At 63.9% G+C, this 24,403-nt stretch carries 18 protein-coding genes and 1 tRNA gene; 14 read left to right on the forward strand and 5 right to left on the reverse strand.

The annotated features are described in order from the left end of the window. Positions 1 to 62: 62 nt before the first annotated feature. Both B6K69_RS12165 and B6K69_RS12170 read left to right on the forward strand, forming a co-directional pair. Complete coding sequence (locus B6K69_RS12165; RefSeq protein ID WP_228156722.1) at positions 63 to 2,165, forward strand: glycosyltransferase family 2 protein; 2,103 nt, start codon at positions 63 to 65, stop codon at positions 2,163 to 2,165. A 56-nt stretch (positions 2,166 to 2,221) separates the two neighbouring features. Then, positions 2,222 to 2,509: a hypothetical protein gene (locus B6K69_RS12170; RefSeq protein WP_107674422.1), complete on the forward strand. Its 288-nt coding sequence runs from the start codon at positions 2,222 to 2,224 to the stop codon at positions 2,507 to 2,509. Here B6K69_RS12170 and B6K69_RS18205 read toward each other — a convergent pair. Further along, a complete protein-coding gene (locus B6K69_RS18205; protein WP_164681953.1) occupies positions 2,499 to 2,675 on the reverse strand; it encodes a hypothetical protein in 177 nt (58 codons plus the stop codon). The two genes, B6K69_RS12170 and B6K69_RS18205, sit on opposite strands and share 11 nt — an antisense overlap. Positions 2,676 to 2,724: 49 nt before the next feature. Here B6K69_RS18205 and B6K69_RS12175 point away from each other — a divergent pair, with 49 nt between their 5' ends. Beyond that, positions 2,725 to 3,042 (forward strand): antibiotic biosynthesis monooxygenase family protein, encoded by a 318-nt coding sequence (locus tag B6K69_RS12175; RefSeq protein ID WP_107674436.1) that lies wholly within the window; start codon positions 2,725 to 2,727, stop codon positions 3,040 to 3,042. Positions 3,043 to 3,109: 67 nt separating this feature from the next. Beyond that, a complete protein-coding gene (locus B6K69_RS12180; RefSeq protein ID WP_107674421.1) occupies positions 3,110 to 3,739 on the forward strand; it encodes an NYN domain-containing protein in 630 nt (209 codons plus the stop codon). On the opposite strand, the gene uvrB is transcribed toward B6K69_RS12180, so the two are convergent. Next, complete coding sequence (gene uvrB / locus B6K69_RS12185) at positions 3,736 to 5,919, reverse strand: excinuclease ABC subunit UvrB (protein ID WP_108643971.1); 2,184 nt, start codon at positions 5,917 to 5,919, stop codon at positions 3,736 to 3,738. The genes B6K69_RS12180 and uvrB overlap by 4 nt on opposite strands. A gap of 97 nt (positions 5,920 to 6,016) precedes the next feature. On the opposite strand from uvrB, the gene B6K69_RS12190 reads away from it, so the two are divergent. The 7 genes from B6K69_RS12190 (at position 6,017) to B6K69_RS12220 (ending at position 14,063) form a co-directional block, all read left to right on the forward strand. After that, complete coding sequence (locus B6K69_RS12190; protein WP_108643972.1) at positions 6,017 to 6,871, forward strand: class I SAM-dependent methyltransferase; 855 nt, start codon at positions 6,017 to 6,019, stop codon at positions 6,869 to 6,871. A gap of 255 nt (positions 6,872 to 7,126) precedes the next feature. Further along, positions 7,127 to 7,438, forward strand: a complete 312-nt coding sequence (locus B6K69_RS12195; RefSeq protein WP_107674418.1) for an ETC complex I subunit — start codon at positions 7,127 to 7,129, stop codon at positions 7,436 to 7,438. A gap of 61 nt (positions 7,439 to 7,499) precedes the next feature. Further along, complete coding sequence (locus B6K69_RS12200) at positions 7,500 to 7,964, forward strand: GNAT family N-acetyltransferase (RefSeq protein ID WP_107674417.1); 465 nt, start codon at positions 7,500 to 7,502, stop codon at positions 7,962 to 7,964. A gap of 11 nt (positions 7,965 to 7,975) precedes the next feature. Then, positions 7,976 to 8,052 (forward strand) — tRNA-Arg (locus B6K69_RS12205). Positions 8,053 to 8,252: 200 nt separating this feature from the next. Beyond that, positions 8,253 to 9,386: a glycosyltransferase 61 family protein gene (locus B6K69_RS12210; protein WP_108643973.1), complete on the forward strand. Its 1,134-nt coding sequence runs from the start codon at positions 8,253 to 8,255 to the stop codon at positions 9,384 to 9,386. A 322-nt stretch (positions 9,387 to 9,708) separates the two neighbouring features. Continuing rightward, positions 9,709 to 11,925, forward strand: coding sequence for a glycosyltransferase family 2 protein (locus tag B6K69_RS12215; RefSeq protein ID WP_108643974.1), 2,217 nt, complete (start codon positions 9,709 to 9,711; stop codon positions 11,923 to 11,925). 14 nt (positions 11,926 to 11,939) lie between these two features. After that, entirely contained in the window at positions 11,940 to 14,063 is a 2,124-nt protein-coding gene (locus B6K69_RS12220) for a hypothetical protein (protein ID WP_108643975.1), read from the forward strand. A 270-nt stretch (positions 14,064 to 14,333) separates the two neighbouring features. Here the strand turns inward: B6K69_RS12220 and B6K69_RS12225 are convergent, their stop codons facing one another. The 3 genes from B6K69_RS12225 to B6K69_RS12235 all read right to left on the reverse strand — a co-directional run bounded on the left by B6K69_RS12225 (position 14,334) and on the right by B6K69_RS12235 (position 19,166). Further along, entirely contained in the window at positions 14,334 to 17,243 is a 2,910-nt protein-coding gene (locus B6K69_RS12225; protein ID WP_108643976.1) for a Hint domain-containing protein, read from the reverse strand. 261 nt (positions 17,244 to 17,504) lie between these two features. After that, entirely contained in the window at positions 17,505 to 18,317 is an 813-nt protein-coding gene (locus tag B6K69_RS12230; RefSeq protein WP_108643977.1) for a helix-turn-helix domain-containing protein, read from the reverse strand. Positions 18,318 to 18,332: 15 nt separating this feature from the next. Further along, on the reverse strand, positions 18,333 to 19,166 hold the full coding sequence (locus B6K69_RS12235; protein WP_108643978.1) for a helix-turn-helix domain-containing protein: 834 nt from the start codon (positions 19,164 to 19,166) through the stop codon (positions 18,333 to 18,335). A 270-nt stretch (positions 19,167 to 19,436) separates the two neighbouring features. Between B6K69_RS12235 and B6K69_RS12240 the strand changes: the two genes are divergently transcribed. From B6K69_RS12240 to cas8c, 3 genes are all read left to right on the forward strand, one after another. Beyond that, entirely contained in the window at positions 19,437 to 21,668 is a 2,232-nt protein-coding gene (locus B6K69_RS12240; protein ID WP_108643979.1) for a CRISPR-associated helicase/endonuclease Cas3, read from the forward strand. Between the two features lie 238 nt (positions 21,669 to 21,906). Then, positions 21,907 to 22,605, forward strand: a complete 699-nt coding sequence (gene cas5c / locus B6K69_RS12245; RefSeq protein WP_108643980.1) for a type I-C CRISPR-associated protein Cas5c — start codon at positions 21,907 to 21,909, stop codon at positions 22,603 to 22,605. Continuing rightward, positions 22,602 to 24,386 (forward strand): type I-C CRISPR-associated protein Cas8c/Csd1, encoded by a 1,785-nt coding sequence (gene cas8c, locus B6K69_RS12250; RefSeq protein WP_108643981.1) that lies wholly within the window; start codon positions 22,602 to 22,604, stop codon positions 24,384 to 24,386. Before cas5c ends, cas8c begins: the two co-directional genes overlap by 4 nt. Positions 24,387 to 24,403: the final 17 nt, after the last annotated feature.

A 24,403-nucleotide genomic window follows, 5' to 3' on the forward strand; every position in this document is an offset into this window, starting at 1 on the left:
CACCCAAAGCAACAAAGCCAAACCCTGCCATGATATTCACCCGAAAGAGGACTGCGGATTCATTGACCCGCGAACTGGAACAGATGCGGGAAAACCTGCAACAGGCCGAGCGCCTGCACCGCGAAGCCGAGGCCAATTTCCAGCGCCGGCTTGGCGAAAGCCTGGAACTGCGCGAGCAGGCCCAGCTTCGCGCCCGGGAACTGGCGAATCGGGTTGATCTTCTTCAGCAGCAACTGGTCGAGGCCCGCCGAAAGCCCTTGAAGATGCTGAAGCGCAAGATGGTGTTCTCCATCCTGCGCGCCTTGTCCAAGGCAAGCCCGCCGCTTTCGGCCCGCACCGCCCAGCGGTTTGCAAGATCGGCCGAGAAGCGCGATCCGGCGCGCGACGACTTCCGGTCGCCCGGGGCGGCATCGGCAGCCCGGCAGGAAGCGCAGTATGAACAGCTTGTTGCCGCGTGGGAGCGTATCCGGGCTGAGCGAAAGGGTGATGTTCTGGCGCTGAAGGCGCAACTGGCGGATGGCCCGGTCATTTCCGTTGTCGTTCCGGTCTACAATCCAGATGCGGAGGGGGTGACCGCCATGGTCGACTCCGTGCTGGGGCAAAGCTATGACCGCTGGGAACTGTGTATCGCCGACGATGGGTCAGACGCGGAGATCCGCGACATCCTGACTGGCCTTGCGCAGCGCGACAGCCGTATCCGCCTTGTTCTGCGCGACGAGAACGGACACATCTCGCGCGCAACGAATTCGGCCATCGAGGTTGCGACCGGCGATTACATTGCCTTGCTGGACCACGATGACCTGCTGGACCGCGATGCGCTTCTGCTAGTGGCGCAGCGTATCGTGCAGGGGCCGAAGCCGAAGATCATCTATACGGATGAGGACAAGATCCGCCCGGACGGCACGCGCTACGATCCGCATTTCAAGCCGGACTGGAACAGGGACTTCCTTTACGGCAACAACTATGTGTCGCATCTGGGGGTTTATTGCGCCGCGCTGGTGCGCGAGGTGGGCGGGCTGCGTCCCGGTTTTGAAGGAGCGCAGGATTACGACCTGCTGCTGCGCTGCGTCGAACAGGTGCAGGACGGCGAGATCGCCCATATTGCGAAGGTTCTGTATTCCTGGCGGGCAACGCCGGGCAGCACCGCCGCCTCGGGCGAGGCGAAGCCCTATGCCGCCGAGGCAGGGCGGCGGGCCCTTGCCGAGCATCTGCAGCGGGTGCATGGTCGGGACATTGCCGTCGAGGCTGGCCCGTTTCCGTTCACCTACAGGGTCAACTGGCCGCTTGATGGGCAGCCGCTTGTCTCGATCATCATTCCGACGCGCGACCGGCTGGATTTGCTGCGCGTGACGGTCGAAAGCCTGATCGCCAAGACGGATTACGCGGCTTACGAGATTCTGATCGTGGACAACGGTTCGACCGAGCCGGCGACGCTGGCCTGGCTGGATGAGGTGCAGCGGCGCGACAGCCGGGTGCGGGTTCTGCGCGATGACCGTCCGTTCAATTACTCGGCGCTGAACAATGCGGCGGTGGCACAAAGCCGTGGCGAGATCATCGCGCTGCTGAACAACGATCTGGAGATCATCAGTGCAAGCTGGCTGCGTGAGATGGTTTCCCTGGCTGTCAGGGCGGGAACCGGCTGCGTCGGGGCAAAGCTGTATTACCCGGACGGGCGTATTCAACACGCGGGCGTGGTGGTCGGCCTTGGCGGTGTGGCCGGTCATGGGCATCTGAAATATGCCAGAGAGGACAACGGCTATTTCCGGCGCCTGAAGCTGCGGCAGAACTACAGCGCTGTAACTGCGGCCTGCCTGGTGATGCGGCGCGAGATCTTTGACGAGGTGGGCGGGCTGAACGAGGCCGATCTTGTGGTGGCCTTCAACGATGTTGACCTTTGCCTTAAGGTTCAGGAGGCGGGCTACACCAATGTCTGGACGCCCTGGGCCGAGCTTGTGCACCATGAATCGGCAACCCGCGGGGCCGAGGACACGCCGGAAAAGCTGGTGCGCTTCAAGCGCGAGTGTGAGTACATGCAGGACCGTTGGAACCTTCCGGCGTTCAAAGACCGGGCCTATAACGAGAATCTGGTGCTGGACAGCGAACGCTTCAGCTTCGGCCCGCCGGTCTGGCGGCTGCAGGGGGTGCGGGAAGCGGCGGCAGAGTAAAGCCGCGCCGGTTGCGTGTTAACCTGCCGTTAACCACGGCCCGGCAGACTGGCGGCATGAAACGCCTTCTTCCCCTGATTTTCCTGGCCGCTTGCGGTGCCCAGCCTGCGCCCCAGATGTGGGGGGCGGAGCAGACCGAGGTAACCCGCAACGGCCGGCACTATGTGGTGTTCCAGAAGGGCAGCATGGTGGAGATCATCCGGCTTGGATATGCCCGCCGGGGGGAACATCAACAGATCCGCGCCGATATGATCGAGCTGATTCCGCAGGTTACGGGGTGCCGGCTGCGCGAAACCTCGCTTCAGGGGGACAGTGGCGAAATGCGGGGACTGGTCACCTGTTAAGGATCAGCACCCAGCCCGCATAGGCCCCCGCCACCAGAAAGACCGCCGCCCAGCCGGGGTTGCCGAGGGCCAGTTCCGCCACGCCCCAGGCCGCCGGCGCCAGCACCGTGGCCCAGCGAACCCAAGTCTTTGCAAAGAAAGGGTCTTTCGGGTCAATTAACCGCATGATTTCTGGGGCGTCCCGTGGCAGGATGGCGGAAAAGGAGGGCCTTACCATGCCGCAGATTTCCAAGGACTTTCAAGGCCAGACCGTGATCACCACCTTCGAGACCACCCCTGCGATGGCCTTTGACCTGATCGAGGCGCTGGAGGCCGCCTTGGCGGCGTGCATCTCGAAGCAGCCCGGGTTCATATCGGCGGGCCTGCATGTCAACGATGCCCGCACCCGCGTCTGCAACTATTCGCAATGGCAGCGGCGCGAGGATTATCAGGCCATGCTGCGCAACCCCGAGATGCGCGAACGCAATCGCCATATCAACGAGCTGAGCAAGAACTTCGAGCCTGTGATGTATGAGGTTGTTACCGCCTACTGATGGAAACTTCCCGGCGAACGGGGTATGACCGGCCTCAGGCCGCCCTAGCCCCCTTGCCCTGACAAACATGCGCGTCGTCTATTTCGCCCTTTTCGTTCTGGCCTTCGTGGTCATCACCATCGTGGTGCTGGACCCGCAGTCGGCACCGGCCGTGGCTGCGGTGCTGGCCGCGGTGGCCAGCTTCGTGCTGGCGCTGCGCGCCGCGCGCGGGCCCAGCCCTGCCACGCGCGACGCTGGCCAGAAGCGGCGCCCGTCGCGCGGCAAGCGGGCAACCCCGCGCTGGATCATCGTCGACGGGTCGAACGTGCTGTACTGGAACCCGGTCGGGCCGTCGCTGGCGACCGTTTCCGATGTGCTGCGCCTGCTGGAATCGCAGGGGTTTCAGCCGGTCATCTGGTTCGATGCCAATGTAGGCTACAAGGTTGGCGGTGACTGGATGGGTCCGTGGGAACTGTCCAAGGTGCTGAACCTGCCGCAGAAGCAGATTCTTGTCGCGGCCAAGGGCCAGCCCGCCGACCCGCTGGTTCTGGCCGAGGCGCGCAAGCGCCGCGCTTCGGTGGTGTCGAACGACCGCTTCCGCGACTGGGCCGAGGATCACCCCGAAGTGACGCGCCCCGGTTTCCTGATCCGGGGCACGCATGGGCCGGAGGGCGCCGCGCTGAAGGATCTGGCGCTGGTGCCGCAGCAGGCGGCCTAACGCCGGCCGCGCCGCTTGACACCGCCGCGCTGTCCGGGCCGGCCCGCGGTGGAGCGGCCCGCGGATTTCACCGCCTCTTCAACCGCTTCCTCAACGGCTGACTGCCGCGCAAGCGGATCGTCGGCCACCGCCAGTTCCACCGCCTCAAGCCGCTTGATTTCATCCCGCATCCGGGCGGCTTCCTCGAACTCCAGATTCTCGGCCGCCTTGCGCATGGCGGTTCGCAGCGCGTCCAGATGGGCGGCAAGGTTCTGCCCGACCATCGCCTTTTCAACCTTGGCCGTCACGCGCGACATGTCGGTGTCGCCCTGATAGACGCCCAGCAGCACATCCTCGACATTCTTCTTGATCGTCGTGGGCGTGATGCCGTGCAGCTTGTTATAGGCCTTCTGCTTTTCGCGGCGGCGGTCGGTTTCCGCCATGGCGCGTTCCATGCTGCCGGTGATGCGGTCGGCATACATGATGACCCGCCCCTCGGCGTTGCGGGCGGCCCGGCCGATGGTCTGGATCAGGCTGGTTTCCGACCGCAGGAACCCTTCCTTGTCGGCGTCGAGAATCGCCACCAGCCCACATTCGGGAATATCCAGCCCCTCGCGCAGCAGGTTGATGCCGACCAGCACGTCAAAGGCGCCCAGCCGCAGATCGCGCAGGATCTCGATCCGCTCGATCGTGTCGATGTCGCTGTGCATGTAGCGCACGCGGATGCCCTGTTCGTGCAGGTATTCGGTCAGGTCTTCCGCCATGCGCTTGGTCAGGGTTGTGACCAGCGTCCGCAGCCCCCTGGCCGAGACGCGGCGCACCTCGTCCAGCAGGTCATCGACCTGCATCTCGACGGGGCGGATTTCCACCTCGGGGTCGATCAGGCCGGTGGGGCGGATGACCTGTTCGGTAAAGACGCCGCCGGTCTGTTCCAGTTCCCAGGCCGCTGGGGTGGCCGAGACGAACACCGATTGCGGACGCATCGCATCCCATTCCTCGAACTTGAGCGGACGGTTGTCCATGCAACTGGGCAGGCGGAACCCGTGTTCGGCCAGGGTGAACTTGCGCCGGTAGTCGCCGCGATACATGCCGCCGATCTGCGGCACGGTGACGTGGCTTTCATCGGCAAAGACGATGGCATTGTCGGGGATGAACTCGAACAGGGTGGGCGGCGGTTCCCCGGGGGCGCGGCCGGTCAGCCAGCGGGAATAATTCTCGATGCCGGCGCAGCTTCCGGTGGCTTCCAGCATTTCCAGATCGAAGCGTGTGCGTTGTTCCAGCCGCTGCGCCTCAAGCAGCTTGCCTTCGTCGGTCAGTTGCTTGAGCCGGTGGAACAGTTCGTCCTTGATGCCCTTGATGGCCTGCGCCAGCGTCGGGCGCGGGGTCACATAGTGGCTGTTGGCATAGATGCGGATCTGGGTGAAGCTGCCCGTCCTGGCGCCGGTGAGCGGGTCGAATTCGACGATGCTTTCCAGCTCTTCCCCAAAGAAGGAAAACCGCCAGGCGCGGTCTTCCAGGTGGGCGGGCCAGACTTCCAGACTGTCGCCGCGCACCCGGAACGACCCGCGCTGGAAACTGCCCTCAAGCCGGCGGTATTGCTGCGCCACCAGTTCGGCCAGAATCTTGCGCTGGTCATACATCTGGCCAACGACCAGATCCTGCGTCATGGCCGAATAGGTCTCGACCGAGCCGATGCCGTAGATGCAGGACACCGAGGCGACGATGATCACATCGTCGCGTTCCAGCAGCGCCCGGGTGGCCGAGTGGCGCATCCGGTCGATCTGTTCGTTGATCTGGGATTCCTTCTCGATATAGGTGTCGGTCCGGGCGACATAGGCCTCGGGCTGGTAGTAGTCGTAGTAGGAAACGAAGTATTCCACCGCGTTGTCGGGGAAGAAGCTCTTGAATTCGCCATACAACTGCGCTGCCAGCGTCTTGTTCGGCGCCAGGATGATGGCCGGGCGCTGGGTTTCCTCGATCACCTTGGCCATGGTGAAGGTCTTGCCGGTGCCGGTGGCCCCAAGAAGCACCTGATCCCGTTCCCCCGCCAGCACGCCGGTGGCCAGTTCGGCAATCGCCGTAGGCTGGTCGCCGGCGGCCTGAAACGGCGTCTGCATGACAAAACGCCGCCCGCCTTCCAGCTTGGGCTTGGTCAGCACATCGGGGCGCGGATTGAGGGCATTCGAGTTGTTGTGGGGCATGTGGGTGATTCCCTTCGGACGGAACAGATTTGATCTGTTTTTGTTCCGGTTCAAGCGCCGGATTGCCGGAATCCGCGGAACCCGCTAAGGGAAATCCATGGGAGAAAAAATCGACACGCGCGCCATTGGCCTGGATACCGGGCTTGCCCTTATCAAATGGCTCACCGGGGCCGAGAACCTGCATTACGGGCTGTGGGACGGGCTTGAGCTGTCTGCCGGCAACCTGCGGCAGGCGCAGGACGCCTATACCGACAAGCTGTTCGGCCAGTTGCCGGCGGGACGGCTGCGAATCCTTGATATCGGCGGCGGGGCCGGCGAGACGGCCCGGAAACTGATCGCGCTGGGCCATACGGTCGAAATCGTGGTGCCGTCGGCCTATCTGGCGGGCCGGTGCCGGGCGAACGCCCCGCAGGCCGTGGTGCATGAATGCCGGTTCGAGGATTTCACGGGACAGGGGCCGTTCGACCTGTGTCTGTTCTCGGAAAGCTTCCAGTACATGCCGATGGAGTTCAGCCTGCCGCGCTGCCTGCAACTTCTGGCGCCCGGCGGGCAGATCCTGATTGCCGACTGTTTCCGCACCGAGGCCTATCTGGGGCGCGATGTGCATGGGCCCAAGCCAGGGGGCGGGCACAAGCTGGCGGCCTTTCACGGCGCATTGGCCGGCCAGCCGCTTCAGCTTGCGCATGAAGAGGACATCACTGAAAGTGTTGCGCCCTCGATCACGCTGGAACAGCAGTTCTTCAACGTTCTGGGTCTGGGTGTGACGCGCTGCCAGCAGGAAATCCGCCGGGCCAAGCCGCGCATCTACTGGCTGCTGTCGCGGGTGTTGCGGCTGGTCCTGTCGGAAAAGCGCAGCCGGAACCTGATGTCACGGCTGGCCGACACGACCCGGACAGCCGAAGAATTCTGCCACTACAACCGCTATCTCATCCTGCGTTTGCAGCCGCGCTGACACTTGCCGGAAAAAATTACGGCAAAATTGGGGCGAGATGTGCATCAAAGGCTTGCGGTTCGCCTAAAAGTAGTGCAGCACTACAGGGCAAGCAGCACACCAAGCTGTCGGTCGATCGCGACCACACACCCATCCAACCTTAGCGATCGGCCGGCAGCAGTTTGCACGACCCGCCTCCTGCGGCGTGCAGCCGAAGCGGGCCCTTGCGCTTTCCCCCCTGTTCGGACAAAACCGCTGTGACAGACGGAGGTTTCCATGCGCGCGCGCATCTACCAGCCAGCCAAGACCGCCATGCAATCGGGCACAGCCAAGACCAAGGGCTGGGTGCTGGAATTCGCCCAAGGGTCGGCCCGCGAGGTTGATCCGCTGATGGGCTGGACCTCGACCCGCGACACCCAGACCCAGGTGCGCCTGCGCTTTGACACCCGCGAGGCCGCCGAAGCCTATGCCGCCGCCCGCGGGATCGAAGTGGCGGTGACCGAACCCAAGGCGCGCAAGGCCAATATCCGCGCCCGCGGCTATGGCGAGAACTTCGCCACCGACCGCCGGGGCGTCTGGACGCACTAAGCGCGGGCCAAGGCTTGCGGCAGGGCTCCGATCCTGCGAGTCCTTCGGCAAGGAGACTGCCATGCCCGTGACCATTGCCGAAGAACACCCGCTGACGCCGGATCTGGAGCTGCTGTTCCAGCGCCATACCGCCGACATGCACGCCGATACGCCGCCCGAATCCATTCACATGATGGACAAGGGCGCGCTGGCCAGCCCGGGCATCCGGTTCTTCGTGATGCGCGATGCGGGGCGTCCGGTGGCCATGGGGGCCTTCAAGCGCATTGATGCGACTCATGCCGAGATCAAGTCGATGCATGTGCTGGCCGAAGACCGCGGTCGCGGCCTGTCGCGCGCGATGCTGGAGCACCTGCTGGCCGAGGCAACGCGGGACGGATTTGCCCGCCTTTCGCTGGAAACCGGGGTTCAGCCCACCTTCGTGGCGGCCCGCGCGCTGTATGCCCGGGCGGGTTTTGCCGAATGCGGGCCGTTCGAAGGCTATCATGAAGATCCGAATTCGGTTTTCATGACGAAAACGCTTCGCTAGAAACAGCGCACGGTCGCGTAGCTCAGCTGGATAGAGCAGCTGCCTTCTAAGCAGCGGGTCGGGGGTTCGAGTCCTCCCGCGATCGCCAGTTACGGGGTTCGCCACCGGAGCATTTCCTGATCTGCGCCCCCGGTCCCGGGGCCCCGCAAGCCTTGCGCGATGGGGCGGCGGCGGTGCAGGTGAAGCGAGAACGGCTAGACCGCATCGGCTCTGTCATGTAGGTCAAACCTGCACGTTCATGCGGTCATTTCGGGGTCGCGGCGTCACAGTTTTGGAGCGGTCTGTAAGATGTTCATGTTGGAAGCCCAGGACGATCTTGTTCTCGTCCGTGACGCGATGCTTGTCCCGCCACCTGCCGAGGGGCGCGGGCGACAGCAGGCTTCGGGCGTGCTGACCCCCGACGGCCAGATGGTCGAGAATTCGATCAGTTGGTCCAACAGCCAGGAAGCCGTGAACACGGCGCCGGACATGCCCGAAACCCATGAAGCCCTTGGCGGAAGCTGGATGTTCGGCGGTATCCTGTACGGCCACTTCGGACATTTCATTGTCGAGTCCTTTGCCAGGGCCTGGGCTTTGGCCGAACTGCGCGGCAAGATCGAGGGCGTGCTTTTCACGCCCAAGCAGATAGCCGGCAACTTCGAGCACATCGTCAAGGCGCTGCGGCCCCTGATGGATGCCATGGGTCTGGATGTGCCGGTGCGCTGCATCATGGCGCCCACGCAGGTTGAAGAGCTTTATGTGCCCCGGCAAGGTGTGGGCATGGGCGATCTGACGATCGGCAGCCGCAAGTTCCGCGATTTTGTCGCCACCCATACCGGAGCGGGCATTGCGCCCGAGGGCCCCGAGCGGATTTACATCTCGCGCAGCCTTCTGCCACCCCAGCGGGGCGGGCTGATCGCCGAAAGCCTGCTGGAGGAATATCTGGCCGAAGAGGGCTATGAGATGTTCCATCCGCAAAAGCATTCTGCCGCCGCCCAGATTGCGCATTACAAGGCGGCGCGCGACATCATTTCGGTGGATTGCTCACCTTTGCACATGGTGGCCTATGTCGGAAATGCCTCGCAGCGCGTGGGGATTCTGACGCGGCGCAGCATGGATCTTGCGCCAAGTTTTGTGCGCCAGATGAAAGAGTTCAAGGGGATTGAGGCCTTTGAGGTCAATACCCTGGTTCAGGATTGGGTGCAGGGCCGCGCCCTGCGGCCCGGCCGCGGTTCTTTCGGGGAAATGGATTTCCCCCGCACATGGGAAGCCCTGCGCGAGCGCGGCATGATTTCAGGCACCAAGCCCTGGCCGCCGCTGACCGAGGATGAACGCCAGGCCGATCTTGAACGGATCAACGCCCAGCATGAGGCCAAGTTCTATCCTCTGGATGAGAACCTTGCCTTGCAGGCCAGTAGAAATAAGCCAGAAGCCAAGAAATGAGGCGTCGCTTCCCAATTGGCGGCGCATTTCAGTTGGCGAGGTCAGGAAAGGCGGCACCGCCTGTGCGGCGGGCAGGGGAAGGCGCCCATGCCGGGCGCGCCGCGCCGGATTGCAGTCGTTCTGCTGAGGGTCATTTCGCGCGGGGCGGCGGCTTTGCCTGCCGCCCGTCTTGCGCGCCTCATGCCGTGTCGTCGGGCCTTCGGCTGTTCCGTGGATCCGTGCTTTGCGCAGGGCGGGTCTTCGGTAGGGTGTCATGCGCATTAGGCAAACGGTTTTCCCTCTGTTATGACCGCAGCCGGATTACAGGAATGTTGCTTTGTCCATGAATGTTCGCCCGCGTGAACAAGAGCAGGCCGCACGATGGAAATCGAATGCGATCCGCACCGTTGTGACGACGATCAAGAACGAGGGGCCGTTTCTTCTGGAATGGCTGTGTTATCACCGGCTGATCGGCTTCAACCGCTTTGTGATCTATTCCAACGATTGCACCGACGGCACGCATGAGATGCTGCAGATTCTGGATGCGGCGGGGATTGTCAGCCATTACGACAACGGCACACTTCTGCCCGGGCTGCCGGAAGACCCGCAGCGGCGCGCCTATTCCCGCGCGATCGCCCTGCCCGAAGTTCAGAACAGCGACTGGGTTGCCGTTCTGGATGGCGACGAGTTCTTTACCGTCAACGTGGGCGAAGGCACGCTGGACGACCTGTTCGCAGCGCTGCCGCCGCGCACCGATGCCGTTGCCGCGCAATGGCGCATCTTTGGCAATGGCGGGGTGATCCCGTTCCGGGATGACCTGCAGATCCGGCAGTTCACGCTGGCCTCTCCGAAGGACGTGCCGTTCACCCACAGCCAGTTTGCGGTGAAGTCCATGTTCAGGCCCTTGCCTGTTCAGCAACTGGGCGTTCATCGGCCCGTCTTCAAAAATTTTTACGGGATGCCGGCCCATCCGCTGCTGTTCGTCAACGGTTCGGGGGAAGACGTCACCACGCCGCTTTTGCGCAGCCGCTGGACCACCTCTCCGAAAATGGCGGGCTATGACCTGTGCCATGTGAACCACTACATGATCCGCTCAAGCGAAGTCTTCCTGATGAAGCGCTGGCGGGGCACCGCCAACAGTTCGAACGCGGAACGGATCAACTTCGACTATTATGATCAGCACAACCTGAATGTGGTTCCCGAGACCGGGATCACCCGCTGGGCTGACCGGGTAGACGAGGCGCGCGCAGAACTGTTCGGGCTTATCCCGGAGCTGGGGGGGCTTCATGCGACTGCGATCGAAGAGTATCGGAAGCAGATCGACCGGCTGAAGGCCCAGTTGCAGGCCGAGGCCCCCGATCAGTATGCGCGGCTGTTCGATCCTGCCATCCTGGAAGCCGAAACCCGGCGCCGCCAGGCCGAGTTGAAGGCGCGGCGAGAGCGCGCGGAGGCGACCCGGCCGGTTGCGCTGGATGAGGCCGAGGCCGCGGCCCCCGCGCAAGCGCGCCCTGTGATCCGGTCGCCCATCCTGCTGACGCCGCTGCACGCCGACGCCGTGGTGCCGACCATGCCGCTTTCGGCAATGACGCCCTGGGTCGAGCCGGCCGCCGATCCGGCGCCCGCCCCGGAGACGGCTGCCGCGCCGGCCGAGGCCGAGCCCCGCCCGGACGTGCCGCCGCAATGGCTGATTGATCTGCGCCGGTCGCCCTGGCGCCGCGGGTTCTATCACTCGGAAGAAGAGTTCGCTGCGCTGCATGTCGAACGAGAACGCGCGCATCTGTTCGTCAGCTTCGACAACCTGTCACAGGTCGGGGACGAGCAGATTGACCGTGAGGCCTGGGGCTATGAGTTCGCGCGCAAATCGAACTGGTCGCAGCTTGGCATCTTTGCCTTCCGGGCCAACTGGTTCCGCAATGATGTCTTGTTCGATTACCTGCGTCATCTGCGCGATAGCGGGCTTTTTGCGCGCTACCAGACCGTGACCTTCTCGGGAACGTCGATGGGGGCTTATGCCGCCTGCGCTTTCTCATCCCTGGCGCCGGGGGCGCAGGTGATTGCGTTTTCACCGCAATCCACCCTTTCGCCTGCTCTGGTTCCCTGGGAAACGCGCTTTCCATCGGGGCGTTTGGCCAACTGGAAGGGCGATTTTGCGGATGCCGCGGGTGAAACCGCATCTGCGGAAAGGGTCTTCCTGATCTACGATCCGCTGGAAGCCGCAGACCGCGCCCATGTCGATCGGTTCTCGGGGCCGAACATCACCTTCCTGCCAACCCCGCTTGCCGGCCACAAGACGGCTCTGCGGCTGCGCCAGAGCGAGCTTCTCAGCAAGGTTGTGCGGGGGCTGGCGACGCGGACTCTGGATGAGGCCGGCTTTCACAGCCTTTACCGTTCGGCCCGGATGCAGCCCTGGTATCTGGACGCACTTGGCGCCAGATTGTTGGACCGCCGCCGCCTTGACTGGGTGTTGCGCCTGTCCCGGATTGCCCGGCAGAACGGGCGCCCGAATGTCGCCCGGATGCTGGAAGCGCGGGCCGCAGGGCTTGAACCCAAGTCGCGCTGACCGAGATACGCCAAATGGAACGGACCATGGAAAGCGCCAGAACGTCCCTGAAAGAGGGTTTCCCGCGTAAGAAAATCAAGCTGCCCGATCTTGCGCTGCATATGCTGATGCAGGACAGCGCCCCGCAGCTTGTGGATTGGGTGCTGCACCACAGGGCCCTGGGGATTGAAGCCATCACTGTGCATGGCGACGGGGCGAACACGCAGGCCACGAAACTTGCGCAGGCGCTGGCCGATGCCGGGCTGATCACCTTCAGTCCGACAAATCGTCCGGGTCTGGCCAATGCCCGGGCCCGCGAGATCAGCGTTCAGGAGAAGGCGCTGCAAGCCGAAACCGACGCGCGGCGCGAGTATTTCCTCTGGCTTCAACCGGATGATTTTCTGGTGATTGATGCCGGGGAAGGGCGGCTGGAAGATCTGGTTGCCGGGCTGAGCACGGTCCCGGATCTGATCAGCCTGACGATGCAGATTGCCGGCGGGTCCGGCCAGGCGCGGTTTGCCGATGCCCCCTTGCCGACGCGGTTCACGCGGGGAACGGGCGGGGCGACCGGCCCTCTTTTCCTGGGTGTGCCGCTGCGAACGATCTTTCGGCCCGGCATGGCGCGGGCGCTGCAGACCGCCCGCCCCAAGCTCAAGGCAAAATACATTCGCCGGAAAGAGCCCGTCTCCTGGCTGAACGGGGCGGGGGAAGATGTCGCGGAGCGCTATCTTGAAAAGGGCTGGCTGGCGATGCCGGACAAGCCGGGCCTTGGGCTTGCCCATGTCATAAGTTTCATGGCGCAGGACAAGGAAACGTTTCTTCTGCGTCACACCGGGTCTGGAGAGACCCTGCCCTTCATGACGCCAGAGCACCTCAAGGGCACGATCCAGAGGTATTACAAGCTGAACTTCGCGATGGCCGAGATGGGGCCATTCGGGGCGGGTCCGCAGAACTTGCAGGAGACGCGCGCCGCGTTCGTGGCCGGGCATCCCGAAATTGCGCGCCTTCATGCAGAGGTGATCGCAGAATTCTCGGGGCGTCTGGAGCGCCTGCTGGCCGTTCAAGACCCCAAGGCCGCAAAGATCGTGGCGGCGTTCCTTGCCGGGGCAAACATCACACTCGACAGTTTTGATTGGCCGGTTCCGTTCGGGGCCCACACCACTCCGCCGATCCTGTCCGAGGCGCAGTCGGCCTGGGCGGAACGGCTGGTTCGGACCGAAGACCAGCCTGAGGCCGAAGAAGAGGCGGAAGAACAGATCTGGGCAGATGCCGATGATGGCCCGGACTCCGAAACGCCAGCCCCCGCGCGGGCCGACAAGGCCGTGATCGCGGCCCCGGCCTGGCTGTCCGACCTGCGTCTGTCAGGGCAGGCGCACGGGTTCTATCATTCGATGCCCAACTACGCCTGCACCTATGTTGCCCGCAGCCGAGAGCATCTGCTGATCTCGTTCGACAACCTTGCTTCGGTTCGTGAGAACCCGGTCTCGCGGCAACCCTGGGGATATGACTTTGTTCGCAAGGAGAACTGGTCGCATCTCGGGGTGCTGTCCTATGTGCCGGGCTGGTTCCGGGACGTGAACCTGCACACCTACCTGCGGTCGCTGCGCGACAGCGGATTCTTCGAGCAGTTCGAACAGGTCACGATGTTCGGCACCTCAATGGGCGGCTATGGGGCGGCGGCATTTTCGTCGCTTGCACCGGGGTGCAGGGTCGCGGCGTTTTCCCCCCAGTCAACCTTGTCGCCGCGTCTGGCAGGCTGGGATCCGCGCTATCCGACGGGCAAACGCGCCGATTGGGCGGGCCATTTCTCGGATGCGGCCGAAGAGGCGCGCAGCGCAAGCCAGGTGTGGCTGTTCTATGATCCTGCGGTGCCGATGGACCGCCGTCACGTTGAACGGTTCACCTCGCCGAATGTGGTGCGCGTTCCGTTGCGCTATGCCGATCACAAGACCGCGCTGATGCTGCGCAACGGCCGCGTTCTCAGCGCGGTGATGCGCGACATCGCCACGGGAAAGGCCAGCCTTGCCACCCTGATGAAGCACTACAGGGCGTGCCGCACCTTGCCGGATTATGTGGAGGGGCTGCGGGCCCGTGCCCAACGCAGCGGGGGCGCGCCCAGGCTTGCGCGACTGGAGCGTGCCTTGAAACAGATCGGTTAGCCGATCCTGGTGGGCGCTTGCGGAAGCGGCGCCGCTTTCACGCCGGGGGCCTTGATGCCGCCTTCATGCGCGGCAACCGGAATGATTTGCGCGACTGGCGCGACGCTCGGAGGGTGATCGCCATGCGGCGGCCGGGCCCGGATCGGGCAGATACGTCCCCACCGTTCAATGCAAAAGGGGGCCGAGAACGGCCCCCTTGCAGACATTGATGGTGCCAGCGGCTGAGGCCGGCCTGCCCGAGGCCGACATCCGGCGCCCGCAAGCCGCCGCCTAGGACAGCGCGGCCATCTCCATTTCCTGCCGCCCGCAAGAGGGCAAGGGTCTGTGGCCGTGCCCCTGCAGGGGGCGTTGGCCGTTGCGGGCAAGCCGGTCGGCCATGGACCGCGCCCGGCGGCCCGGAACCAACAGCCGGACCGGGGGGAACAGCTCGGGCACAACGGTTTCGGTGTTCGCCAGTTCGGGGAAGATGGCAAGGATTTCCTCAAGCTGGGCGGGGTTGACCGATTTCAGCGCCTCTGGCCCGGTGAACAGCGATTCCGTCGGGGCGCCGTTCGACCAGACGATCTGGTGCTGATCGAACAGGAAGTGGACATATTCGATCTGGTCCAGATCCTGCGCCACGGCAAAGCCATCCAGCCCAAGCAACTGTTTCGCGGCGACAAGAACCTCTTGCACGCCGAACATCCGTTCGGGAACCGCGCCGCGCACCAGAACGCGGTGTTGCGGCGAAACGATCAGGTCAGCCTCGGGCATACCGGCCCCCATCGCCCCGGCGCGGATACGGACCGGGCGCAGGTGCGGCGCCCGCGCCAGATCCAGCGCATTGAACCGCCGCTTGCCAATCCAGCGCACCGGCTGGTAGCCGTTGTCCAGCGTCAGCAGCATGTCGCCGGCCGACAGGTCGCCGGCGCGGACGGGCCCTTCAAGGGTAAGGATCAGCGCATCGGCCCCGAAACATACGACGGCAGTATTGTCGAAGTTCAGGAAGCCGGAGGCGACGCCTGTCATTTCAAGGCTGCCGGTGATGCCCAGTTCGGTGCGGTAATCGGTGCCATTGAGGATGCCGTCGATCTTGCCATCCGCGGCATCCGCCCGCAGCATCCCGAGTTCGGTGTGGAAGGCTTTGCCGCCCGCCGCCGTGATCCTGGTGTTGACCGCCCCGAGGGCAGACTTGTCATAGATGCCAGAGAGATCGACAAAGTCATTGTCGGTATGGATGCTGTTGCTCAGCACACCGCTGTCAGTGCCGAAATCGGTGATCACATCGTTGGTGGCGCCGGTCCAGATGAACAGGTCATCGCCCGTGCCGCCGGTCAGCCTGTCGTCGCCGGCCCCGCCATCAAGCGTATCGTTGCCCGTCCCGCCATTCAGGCTGTCGGCCCCGTTGCCGCCAAGAAGCGAGTCATTGTTGACCCCGCCGTCAAGGGTATCGGCCCCGTCACCGCCGACAACCGTATCGTTGCCGGTGTTGCCAAAAAGGGAATCATCGCCGCCGAAGCCATAGATCTTGTCGCTGCCGTCGCCGCCATCGACGGTATCGTTGTAACCCGTGGCGGTGTCACCATCCTCGCCATAGATGTTGTCGTTGCCATCGCCGCCACGGATCAGGTCAGCGCCGGCCTGGCCCCAGAGAACATCGTTCCCGATCCCGCCATCAAGCGTGTCCGTGCCGCTCCCGCCGGTCAGCGTGTCCTTGCCATCGCCGCCGGAGACCGAGTCATTCCCGCCGCCCCCTGCAACAACATCGTCATCGGCTCCGCCATCGACCGTATCGTTGTCAGCGCCGCCGTCGATATTGTCTTTTCCCGCGCCGCCAAGAAGCAGATCGTTGCCCGCCTGGCCAAGCAGGGAATCGTCGCCCGTGCCGCCGTCGATGGTGTCGGCGCCGTCGCCCCCTTCAAGGTGGTCAAGCCCCGCGCCGCCAAGGATCGAGTCATCCCCGCTGCCGCCCATGACGATGTCGTCATTGTCGCCGCCATCGAGAATGTCGTTGCCGCCAAGGCCATAGATTGAGTCGTCGCCAAGACCGCCGGTGATGGTGTCGGCGGCATCGCTTGTCTGCTCGCCGATGGCGCTGGTATCGGAGTCACCCCAGATCTTGTCGGCACCCGCGCCGCCATCAAGGATATCTGCCCCGGCCCCGCCAATCACATTGTCATCGCCATCGCCGCCGCTGACCGAGTCGTTTCCGCCTCCGCCCGTCAGGGTGTCGTTGCCCAGATCGCCGTCGAGGCTGTCGTTATCGGCGCCACCGTCGAGATAGTCGTTGCCGGCTTCCCCCCAAAGCGAGTCGTTCCCGTCCTCGCCAAAGGTGGTGTCATCGCCGGCTCCAGACGACAGGATGTCGTTGCCGGTTCCGCCACTCAGATAGTCGGCGCCGTTGTTGCCCCAGAGGGAATCGTTGACCGCCCCGCCATAGATGCTGTCGTCCCCGGTGCTGTTTGGGGCAGCCCCGTTGAAATCGCCGACGAGATAGTCATTGTCGTCCCCGCCGTCGATCAGATCGTTGCCGGCATCCCCCCAGATCGAGTCGTCGCCGGTCCGGCCGTAAAGGGTGTCGTTTCCGGAAACCCCGCCGTTGATGCTGGTGAAATCGCCGATCAGATAGTCGTTGTCGATCCCGCCATCAATGTAGTCGTTGCCGGCAAACCCCCAGATCGAATCGTTTCCGGCGTCGCCATACAGGCTGTCTGCGCCGGTGTCGGTGTTGGGGTCTACATGGCCCTGCCCGCCGCCCATCTGGTCGTCGCCGGCGCCGCCGTGGACCTCGTCATTGCCGTCGTCCCCCCAGAGGGAATCGGCGCCGTCGCCGCCATTGACGGTGTCATTGCCGATGCCGGCCATGACGAAATCGTTCCCGGTGTCACCCGAGATCGCGTCATTGCCGCCACCGCCATACATGCTGTCGTTGCCGATGCCGCCGTACATCGTGTCCTGGCCGATGTCGGAGTCGGTTTCGACAAGCATGTCGTTGCCGGCATTGCCATAGTACAGGTCATTGCCGCTGCCGCCGTAGATCCATTCCCCGTTGGCGGCCGAATTCGACCCGGGAAACAGCACCGGCGAGGTATAGTTCCCGCCTGTGATCGTGTCGTTTCCGCCCTCGCCGTATATCCGCAGGTTGGAACCGGAAGTGTTCGTATAGTTGTTGCTGCCGGCACCCAGCATTGTGTCAGCCATGACCGTCCCCTAACCCTCAACCCATGCGCAATTCACGGCGCAGGCACATCCGAAACAGACCCGTCCCGGATCGCGGCGCGTTTCCGGGGCGGGCAGCGATAATCAAACCGAAGTCACGGATCATGTGTGACATTGCGAAATGACTGGTGAACCAAACATATAAGATTCGGCGGAGTAGAATATTCGCTGGTTGGCGTCAGGGCTGTAATCGCCTCGCGAAGGGTGCGCGTTTCTCTGGGCGGGGCGTCTTCGGATTGCCCGTTACAGGGGCATTACCGGAAACCGCATCATGCGCAGGATGCTGTCTGGAATTTCCGGGGCATCGCTGCCGTAGACCCCGCAGCTTGCAAGGTCGCTCTTGCGAAGAGGGCCGTTCGAGGCCCGTTGGAAGATGATCTGGGTGGAATAGACCGGGCGCATCTGGGCGTTGTTCGCGGTCAGAAGAATGCCGCTCAGAACCGGAACCGAGGGCAGGGGCGGCGGATACAGGATCACCGACTGGATGCGCGCATGTGGTTTGCCGACATTCTGCACATCGAACATGTAGATGCGCTCGCCCAGCATCTGGACGATACCGTTGATCTTGTTGGGAGCGCGGGCCTTGCGCTGTTCGCCTGCATTGGTCAGGAAATAGATCGTCTTGATGGTGGTCACATCGCCATCCTGGCCGATCACCGAACAGGCCCGGATGGTCTTGCCTGGTGAGGCGCGGGACGCCAGATAGGCGTGATAGACGCCGCAATACGGCGCCAGGGCAAGGCGCGTTTTCGCCATGTTATCAACAAGCTGGTTGAAGACCCGCGTGGTTCCGGCGGACAGGCCAACCAGCCGGGGCGGGAGGCGCCACCGTTGGGCGAATCTTTCGGCGGGCAGAAGCAGATCATCGGGCCCAAGCCCGAAATGCCGGGCGATGGATTGCAGCGTCACAAGCGAGGGCATACCCTGCCCGTTCAGATACTTGTTGAGCTGCTGGCGATTGATCCCCAGCTCATCCGCCGCCTGCGATACGGTGGGATACTGTCCAAGCAGGGTGCGCAGGTTCCGGGGAAAGTGATGATGGTCGTGCCTGCGCATCCTGGTTTCGCCTGATCAACCGGCCAGGTGATAGGTTGGTTCGTTTTCCTGCTTGTTCAGGCAATCCCGGATCTCGGCGGGAATCGACGGATCATCGCGGGGAACCATGCCGCAGGCCCGCAGGTCGCTGCGCAGGTGGCGGTGCCCCGCCAGCCGTTGCAGGACCACCGCCGATGTGTAGATCGGGCGGTTTCCGTAGCTGAAGCTGCTGAGCATGTAGCCGTTCAGATACTGATCGCCGGAGGTATAGTTGGGGTAGAAGATCGCAAAGCCCGGCGTCAGCTCATCATTGGTATCGCCGCAGTCGATGGTCTGGATGCGGTCCTTGACATAGGTCACCACCTGCTGGCTGCGGCGGATTTCCTGCAGGCGCCACGGGGTGCCGGGGAACGAAAACCGTTCGAGAACCTTCGCGATGGTCGTGCCGTTTCTCTGGAGGACCACGGCATAGGTCCGCAACAGGGATGACGGCATCATGGGTATCCGGGTATAGCGGAAGTAGCGCCCGACATAGGGCGCCAGCGCCGGGGCCGATCGTGCCGCGGCGCCGGACAGCACACGAAGGAACACGTCGCCATCCGTCCCGAGGGCGGGAACCGGCCCGGCCTGCATGGCGCGCTTCATTTCGGGCAGCGGCAGGGCCAAAGCCTCGGTCGGCACCGAGAAAACGGCGGAAAACCTGCGCAATGTGTTCAGGGAAGGGATGCTTGATCCGTTCAGATACTTGTTGAGCTGCTGCCGGTTTATCCCAAGCCGTGCCGATGCCACAGAAATCGACGGGAACTGCGCAACCAGATACCTGATATTCAGCGAAACGCCCGCCGTGTCTTCCATTTGACGCTGATCCATGGATGCCCTGCGGCCGCGATCTTAACCTGAATACACAAAGACGCGTATACTGCCCGTTTTGCGTATTCCAGCCGTCTTGCGCGGTGAAGCAGGATCATATTGGAGGGACGCCAATTCATTATCCAAGAAACATGAATTGTCGCCATATGTGGAAAGGGGCCTGATCCCGCGAATCGGGGTCTGTCCCTGTTTTTCTGGCCGTCAGGATGACTCCCTCTGAAAGACCGGCCATGCTATCAAGGGGGCATTGCACCAACCGGATTTATCGTGATGCCCGCCTATGCCCATTCCGGCAGCAAAAGCGACCGCAGCGACTGGCAGTTGCTGGAGGACCATCTGCGACAGGTGGCTGACCTTGCCGCCGCGAAAGCCGCGCCCCTGGGCCTGGCCGAAGCGGCCCGGCTTGCGGGCAAGCTGCACGATTTCGGCAAGCACGACCCGGCCTTCGACCGTGTGCTGCAGGGCCGGCTGGAACGGGTGGATCATTCCACCGCCGGAGGCATGTTTCTGATCCGCCGGTCGGACCCCAGAACCGGCTTTGCCGCCGATCTTCTGGCGCAGGCGATCCTTGGGCATCACGCGGGCCTGCCCGACAGCCTGGGCGACGCGTCGCTTTCGGCGCGGCGCGATGGCTATGTGGATCGTATTCCCGCCGAGGTGACGGCCGCGACCGATGTTGACCTGATGCCCGCCGCGCGGGAACTGGTGGCAAAGACCCGTCCCGAGAGTCCGGCCTTCGATCTTTCCCTGGCGGGCCGGATGGTGTTTTCCTGTCTGGTCGATGCCGACTTCCGCGACACCGAGGCGTTCTATGGTAAGACCGACCCGCTGGCGCGCGACTGGCCCGCGCTGGCGGATGTGCTGCCCGACATGCGGGCTGCTTTCGACCGGCGCATCGCGGGGTTTCCCGACACTGACCTGAACCGGCTGCGCGGCACGATCCTGACCCATCTTCGCGCGCAGGCCGTCCTCCCGCCGGGCCTGTTCACCCTGACCGTTCCCACGGGGGGCGGCAAGACCCTGGCCTCGCTTGGGTTCGCGCTGGATCACGCGCAGGTGCACGGCCACCGCCGGATCATCTATGCGATCCCCTATACCTCGATCATCGACCAGACGGCGGCCACCTTCCGCGACATGTTCGGCGACCTGGTGCTGGAACATCATTCGGCCATCGACAGCGAAAAGCCGGGGGCCGAGGCGCGCGACAAGCTGCGGCTGGCGATGGAGGACTGGGCGGCGCCCCTGGTGGTGACGACGAATGTGCAACTGTTCGAAAGCCTGTTTTCGGCCCGCCCTTCGCGCTGCCGCAAGCTGCACAACATCGCGGGCAGCATCATCATTCTGGACGAGGCGCAATGCCTGCCGCGCGGCCTGCTGGCGCCGACGCTGAAGATGATCGAGGCGCTGGCGGCGCAGTATGGCTGCACCATCGTGTTGTGCACCGCCACGCAGCCCGCCTTTGACAGCGCCGAACTGGACCGCCACGCGAAGCGCAAGCGCAAGATCGGGCTGGCCCTGGCCGGGCGCGAACTGGCGCCCGATCCCGAGGGATTGTTCCGCCGGCTTCGCCGTGCGCAGGTGGTGGACGGCGGGCCGATTGAGGACGGGGCGCTGGCGGCGGCGCTGCAACAGGCGCCGCAGTCCATGGTGATCGTCAACAGCCGCGCCCATGCCCTGGCCCTGTTCCGCAAGGTGCAGGACCAGCCCGGCGCCCTGCACCTGACCACGCGGCAATACCCCGCCCACCGGCGCGAGATCATTGCCGATATCCGGCAGCGGCTTTCGCAGGGGGCACCCTGCCGGCTGATCGCGACCAGCCTGATCGAGGCGGGCGTCGATCTGGATTTTCCGGTGGGCTGGCGGGCCGAGGCCGGGCTGGACAGCGTGATTCAGGCGGCGGGGCGCGTGAACCGGGAAGGGCGCCGCCCGCCGGAAGACAGCACGCTGACGCTGTTTTCGGCGCCGGACCATCCTGCCCCGGCCGAGATCCGGGCACTGGCGACGGCAATGCGGGCCACTCTGGCAACATTCGGCAGCCCCGCCTTGGGCGACCCGCAGGCCATTCGCCATTGGTTCGAAGAGGTTTACTGGCGGGCCGGTGATGCACGGCTGGACAGCGAAGGCCTGCTGGACAGGTTCCTGTTCACCCCCCGAGGCCCGGTGAACTTTGCCTATCGCAGCGTTGCGGCCGCCTATCGCATGGTGGACAGCCCGCTTCTGCCGGTGATCATCCCCTGCGAGGGGTCGGATGACGCCATCCGGCAACTTGCTTTCGGGCAAATCCCTTCGGGCAAGATCGCCCGGGCCTTGCAGCCCTATACCGTGCAGATCCCCGCCCGCGACCGGGAAAAGCTGCGGGTCAATGGCAAGGGAGGCTTCGTGGCGGCAGAGCAGCGCGGCGACCAGTTCTTTGTTTTGTCGGGCACCGAGCTTTATCGCCGCGACATCGGCCTTTTCTGGGAAGGGGCCGAGGATCTGGGCGAGGACCAGATGTTCATCTGAAGGCGCCCGGCCCCTGACGGACCGGCCCCAAGGTGCCGCGACCGCCTTGGCAAAGTTTCCATCCGCGCAGGGCTGATGCCAAGACAAGGCCGGCTGAGTTGATTGCGTCAGGCCAAGGCCTTCTGAAAATCATTTGCTTCATATTTCGCGAAAAAGAATTTGTCAGGCAATTCGCCTTATGGAAAAGTATAAAAGATTTTAATCGCCTCTTGGTGGCATTTGTGGTGTGGGGGATTTCATGTCCTATGGCATAAGATTGCACGTCCGGGGGCGCCATGCGCTGTTCACGCGCCCGGAACTCAAGGTGGAGCGGGCATCTTATGATGTCATGCCGCCCTCGGCCGCGCGGGGAGTTCTGGAGGCTATCCACTGGAAGCCCGCCATCCGCTGGGTGATTGACCGCATCCATGTGCTGGAGCCGATCCGGTTCCAGTCGATCCGCAGGAATGAGGTGGGCCACAAGGCCCCGGCGGGCAAGATCAGGCAGGCGATGAACCGGGGTGATCTTGGCGGGGTGCAGCTTCTGGTCGATGAAGACCGCCAGCAGCGTGCGTCGACCGTGCTGGTGGCGCCGGCCTATGTGATCGAGGCGCATTTCGTGCTGACCCCGCGCGCGGATGCCGATGACAGCGAAGGCAAGCATCTGGACATCTTCAACCGCCGGGCGGCCCGGGGGCAGTGCTTTCATCAGCCCTGCCTGGGCACCCGCGAATTCGCCGCCGATTTCGCGCTGATCGCCCCCGGCGCGCCCCTTCCCCCGCGCAACCCCGAGGCGGAAACCCCCGAGCTTGGCTTTGGCACCCCCCGCGATCTGGGGTTCATGCTGTGGGACATCGACCACGCCAAACCGGGGCGCCCGTCACTGCTGTTCCGCGCCAGCCTGCGCGATGGTGTGATGGAGGTGCCCCAGCCCGGCAGTCCGGAGATCCGGCAATGAGCCTGCTTTCGGCCCTTGCCGCCGCCTATGACCGCCTGCCGCACGCGCCGCCCTACGGCTATTCTTCAGAGAAGATCGGTTTCTGCGTGATCCTGAACCCGGATGGCACGGTTGCCGAGGTTGCCGACCTGCGCGGAACGGACAAGAAGCGCAGTCCGCGGATCATGCAGGTGCCGGCGGCGCCCAAACGGTCTGGAAGCACGCCAAGGCCGAATTTCACCTGGGATAACATAAATTACGCGCTAGGCGCGGGCTTGCTGGGTGATCCGAACGATTGCAGGTTCGATGCCTTCAAAGCCAAGCATCTGGAATACTTGCGTGACCTTCAACTTCCTGACGCGCGGGCTTTCTGCCGCTTTCTGGAAACCTGGGATCCGTGCTGCGTTGCAGATTACTTCGACATGGCAAAGCCGCCGACGGAAGGCGTCGTTTTCGCCCTCGCTGGCAATCCTGCGAAGGTATTTCTGCATGAACTTCCCGAACTCCACGCCCTTTGGTCCTCAGAAGGGGAACGTTGGAAGGCTGTTGAAGGTAAAAGCTCTGCGGATGCCATCTGCCTGCTGACAGGCAGACGATCCCCGATTGCCCGAACACATGCGGCGATCAAGGGCGTGTGGGGCGCTCAGGTTGCTGGGGCGGCCCTGGTTTCATTCAACTCGGATGCTTATGAATCTTACGGCCACGAACAGGGCGACAATGCCCCGGTGTCCGAGGCGGCGACCTTCGCCTATACGACCGCGCTGAACCTGTTCCTGTCGGACAAGCACCATCGCCTGCAGATCGGCGACACCTCGACGGTGTTCTGGGCCGAGGCCGAGGAGAGCGCGGCCGCCGAGGCCGAAAGCCTGTTCGCCGGTTTTTTCGATACCGCGCCAACCCGGGACGATCTTGCCGCAACCGAGGCGACCCTGGCGCAGAAGGTTGGCGAAAAGCTGGGCGCGATCCGCGAGGGCAAGCCGCTGGTGCAGATCCTGCCCGATCTTGCGGGCGCGCGGTTCCATGTTCTGGGCCTTGCGCCCAATGCCGCGCGCTTGTCGGTGCGGTTCTACTGGGACAGCACCTTTGGCCAGCTTGTGGCGAATTATCAGCGCTTTCTGGCCGACATGGCGCTGGAGCCGCCGCCCCGCGACGGCTGGCCGCCGCTTTGGCGGTATCTGGTGGAACTGGCCGTGCAGGGCAAGCGCGAGAACGTGCCCCCCCTGATCGCCGGGGAATGGATGCGCGCCATCCTTACCGGCAGCCGCTATCCGATGACGCTGCTGTCCACCACCCTGATGCGGGTCCGCTCCGACGGCGAGGTGAATGCCTATCGCGCCGCCATCCTGAAATCTGTCCTGAAACGCAACCTTTCCATGGAGGCCCCCGTGGCGCTTGATCCTGCCAATCAGAACAAGGGCTATATCCTTGGCCGCCTGTTCGCCGTCTATGAAGAGGTTCAGCGCGCCGCGCTGGGCGGCCATGTGAACGCCACGATCAAGGACAAGTTCTATGGTGCGGCCTCGGCCACGCCGCAGAAGGTGTTCCGCACACTGGATGCGGGATCGCAGAACCACTTTTCCAAGCTGCGCAAACTGTCGGCGGGACGGGCGGTGAACCTTGAAAAGCTGCTGACCTCGATCACCGATCTGATGGAGCCGGGGAACGACCCGATCCCGTCATCGCTTTCGGCGGCGGAACAGGCGCTGTTCGGCATCGGGTATTACCACCAGCGCAGCGATTTCTTCCGCAAGCGCGACGAGGCCGACCCCGAGGGTTCCCCCGTGACGGACGCCAGCGCCTGACCGCCCGATTTCCCCTA

The sequence above is a fragment of the Pseudogemmobacter blasticus genome (assembly GCF_003071405.1).
Taxonomy (GTDB): Bacteria; Pseudomonadota; Alphaproteobacteria; order Rhodobacterales; family Rhodobacteraceae; genus Pseudogemmobacter; species Pseudogemmobacter blasticus.